Annotated in this window: 5 protein-coding genes; 3 read left to right on the top strand and 2 right to left on the bottom strand. The window is 68.2% G+C overall.

Annotated elements, in window-relative coordinates:
- Positions 1–352, top strand: a 352-nt coding sequence (locus JMF90_RS30675; protein WP_236598059.1) for an enoyl-CoA hydratase-related protein, incomplete at its 5' end; no start/stop codon positions are given.
- A 51-nt stretch (positions 353–403) separates the two neighbouring features.
- Here JMF90_RS30675 and fdhD read toward each other — a convergent pair.
- Positions 404–1,258, bottom strand: coding sequence for a formate dehydrogenase accessory sulfurtransferase FdhD (fdhD, locus tag JMF90_RS30670; protein ID WP_011546179.1), 855 nt, complete (start codon positions 1,256–1,258; stop codon positions 404–406).
- Positions 1,259–1,372: 114 nt separating this feature from the next.
- Here fdhD and JMF90_RS30665 point away from each other — a divergent pair, with 114 nt between their 5' ends.
- On the top strand, positions 1,373–1,855 hold the full coding sequence (locus JMF90_RS30665; RefSeq protein ID WP_011546178.1) for a nitrate reductase associated protein: 483 nt from the start codon (positions 1,373–1,375) through the stop codon (positions 1,853–1,855).
- Positions 1,856–1,909: 54 nt separating this feature from the next.
- Here the strand turns inward: JMF90_RS30665 and JMF90_RS30660 are convergent, their stop codons facing one another.
- Positions 1,910–2,305: an acyl-CoA thioesterase gene (locus JMF90_RS30660; protein ID WP_027809384.1), complete on the bottom strand. Its 396-nt coding sequence runs from the start codon at positions 2,303–2,305 to the stop codon at positions 1,910–1,912.
- A gap of 175 nt (positions 2,306–2,480) precedes the next feature.
- On the opposite strand from JMF90_RS30660, the gene JMF90_RS30655 reads away from it, so the two are divergent.
- On the top strand, positions 2,481–3,200 hold a 720-nt coding region (locus JMF90_RS30655), incomplete at its 3' end, for an ABC transporter transmembrane domain-containing protein (protein ID WP_268906073.1).

The following is a 3,200-nucleotide window of genomic DNA, read 5'->3' as shown; positions in this document are numbered from 1 at the left end:
GAGCGCACTGCTGCCGCGGCTGGCCGGCCATCAGGTCGCCGCCGAGAAGCTGCTGCTGGGCGAGGCGTTCGACGCGCTGGAAGCGCACCGGATCGGCATCGTCAACCGCGTGCTGCCGGCAGCCGAACTCGACGCGTTCGCGGCGAAGCAGGCAGCGAAGCTGGCGGCGTTGCCGGCGGCATCGCTGCGGGTGACGAAGGCGCTGCTCAAGGATACGGGCGGCGTGGCGACGCCCGCGCGGATGGCCGAGGAAGCGCGTCATTTCGCGACGATGCTGCGCGCGCCGGAAGCGCGCGAGGCGATGACCGCGTTCTTCGAGAAGCGCAAGCCGGATTTCCGTCAGTTCGACTGACGGACTGAGGCGCGCCGGCGGGAGACCGTCGGCGCACGCGCACGGTCTGGATCAGGCCGTGCCGTAATCGACGTGGCCGGTTTCGCGGCAGAAGCTGACGAGCCGCAAGCCGGCCGCCTTCGCGATTTCGATCGCGAGCGACGACGGCGCGGAGATGGTCGCGACCAGCGGGATGCCGACCCGCGCCGCCTTGCGCACGAGCTCGTAGCTCGCGCGGCTCGACAGGAACACGAAGCCGTCGGTGGTATCGGCGCGCGACAGCACGAGGGAGCCGATCAGCTTGTCGAGCGCGTTGTGGCGGCCGACATCCTCGAATGCCGCGCGAATCGCGCCTGTTGCGTCGCACCACGCGGCCGCATGCAGGCCGCCGGTCAGTTTCGTGAGCGCCTGATGCGCCGGCAGCGCATGCGCGGCGCGCGCCAGCGCGTCGGGCGCGAGGCGCGCGAGAAAGCCGGTATCGGGCACGCGTTCGGGTGCGAGGTCGAGCAGGTCGATGCTCTCGATGCCGCAGACGCCGCAGCCCGTGCGCCCCGCGAGCGCGCGGCGCCGGTCCTTCAGCGCGGCGAACGCCTGCTGGACCACTTCCAGATGGACTTCCGCATGCGGCAGCGGCGCGTCGGCGTGCAGGATCACCTCGATGTCCTTGATGTCGCTGCCGCGCGCGACGATGCCTTCCGAGATCGCGAAGCCGACCGCGAACGCTTCGAGGTCGCACGGCGTACACATCATCACCGCGTGCGAGATGCCGTTGAAGACGAGTGCGACCGGCCATTCCTGGCCGACGAAGTCGTGCGCGGTCTCGACCGCGCCGCCGCGCGTGCGGCTCACGGGCAGCTCGATCGCGCCGCGCGGTTCGTCGCGCAATGCGTCGTGCAGTTCGTCTGATTGGGTCGGATTCACGAGCACTCCCGTTGATTCGAAGCGCGGCCGGCGACGATCGTACCGCCGCCCGCGCGCAGAGGTTCTAAAATACCCCAGGCAAGCCGGCCGCGCCGGCATCCGCCACGTCAGGTAACGACCATGGGACTCAGCGACGCTCCGTTGCTCTTCAACTTCGAACACGATTCGTCGGAAAACTTCACGTACATCCCGATGATCGTGCGTTTCAATCTCGACCGCTTCGGGCTGCGGATTTCGCTCGAACAGTGGCAACTGCTGCCGCTCGAGGACCGCAAGCTGCTCGCGCGCTTTCCGGCCGACGACGACACCGCGATCGAGCCCAATTTCGATCACGCGCTGTTCGAAATGCTGCGCACGCACGCCGATCTGGAGCCGTCATGGTTCCAGCCGGACGAGCAACCGGCCTGGCGCACCGTCGACACGGTGCCGGCGTCGCTCGTGCAGCAAAGCGCGCTGGCCGGGCTGCCGGCGCCGGCGCTCGCGCAGTGGCAGCGGCTTGCGCCATTCCAGCGCTACGTGCTGGTCAAGCTGTCGCGCAAGCCGGCGCTGAATCACGATTTCGTGCCCGCGATGCGGGAGTTCGGGCTGGCCGCCACGCACTGACCGGCCGTATGCCGCGCCGCATGCCGCGCTGCGCTGCGCTGCGGCGCGTGCGCATCAGAGCGGCGGCAGTTGGCGCGGCTTGCGGTCCGACCCGGTCGCGACGTAGGTGAGCGTCGCTTCGGTGACTTTCACGACTTCGCCCATCAGGCGCATGCGCTGTGCGTACACCTCGACGTCGACGGTGATCGACGTATTGCCGGTGCGCATGATGGTGGCGTAGAAGCTCAGCAGATCGCCGACGAATACCGGCTGCTTGAACACGAACGAGTTGACCGCGACCGTCGCGACGCGGCCGTTCGCGCGCTGGCTCGCGGGGATCGAGCCGGCGATGTCGACCTGCGACATGATCCAGCCGCCGAACACGTCGCCGTGGACGTTCGCGTCGTGGGGTTGCGGGACGACGCGCAGCGCGGGCTGCTTCTGCGGGAGTTCGAGGGTCGAATCGGTCATGGCGGGGGCTTTCATCCTGTAATAAATGAGCCGCCGCGCGCAGGCTTGGCCGGCGAGGGCGCCGGCAGCGGCGCGAAGCGGCTTCTGCGACAATACAACGTTCGCAAATTGTACGAGAAAGCGCGCGAGCCGGCCGTCGAGACACGGTTGGAGCCCCGCCGCGGAACCCTTCCCCATGCGCCGATTTCCCGCTTCCGGCGAGCCCGCGCCGGCTTCGACCGGGCCTCGCAACGACTGGCAGACCATCCGGTCGCTGCTGCCGTACCTGACCACCTACAAATGGCGCGTCGCGCTCGCGCTCGGCTGCCTGATCGGTGCGAAGGTCGCGAACCTCGGCGTGCCGGTCGTGATGAAGCGCATCGTCGACCATCTGTCCTACGTGCAGCAGCTCACCGCGCTCGGCCGTGCCGAACAGTCGGCCGGCATCGTGCTCGCGGGCGGCGTCGGGCTGCTGGTGGTCGCGTATGCGCTCGTGCGGCTGTCGACGTCGCTCTTTACCGAGCTGCGCGAGATCCTGTTCTCGAAGGTCACCGAGAGCGCGGTGCGCCAGCTCGCGCTGCAGGTGTTCCGGCATCTGCACGGGCTGTCGCTGCGGTTTCATCTCGAGCGCCAGACGGGCGGCATGTCGCGCGACATCGAGCGCGGCACGCGCGGCATCCAGCAACTGATTTCGTATTCGCTGTACAGCATCCTGCCGACGCTCGTCGAGGTCGGGCTCGTGCTCGGCTTCTTCGTGGTCAAGTACGAGGCTTACTACGCGTACGTGACGTTCGCCGCGCTGGTCACGTACATCGTGTTCACCGTGAAGGTCACCAACTGGCGCACGCACTTCCGCCGCACGATGAACGAGCTCGATTCGCGCGCGAACTCGCGGGCCATCGATTCGCTGATCAAC

This window comes from Burkholderia sp. E168m23 (assembly GCF_016586125.1).
Classification (GTDB): Bacteria; Pseudomonadota; Gammaproteobacteria; order Burkholderiales; family Burkholderiaceae; genus Burkholderia; species Burkholderia orbicola.
The sequence above is the reverse complement of the archived record's forward strand: the minus strand, read 5'-3'. Positions and strand labels throughout refer to the sequence as shown.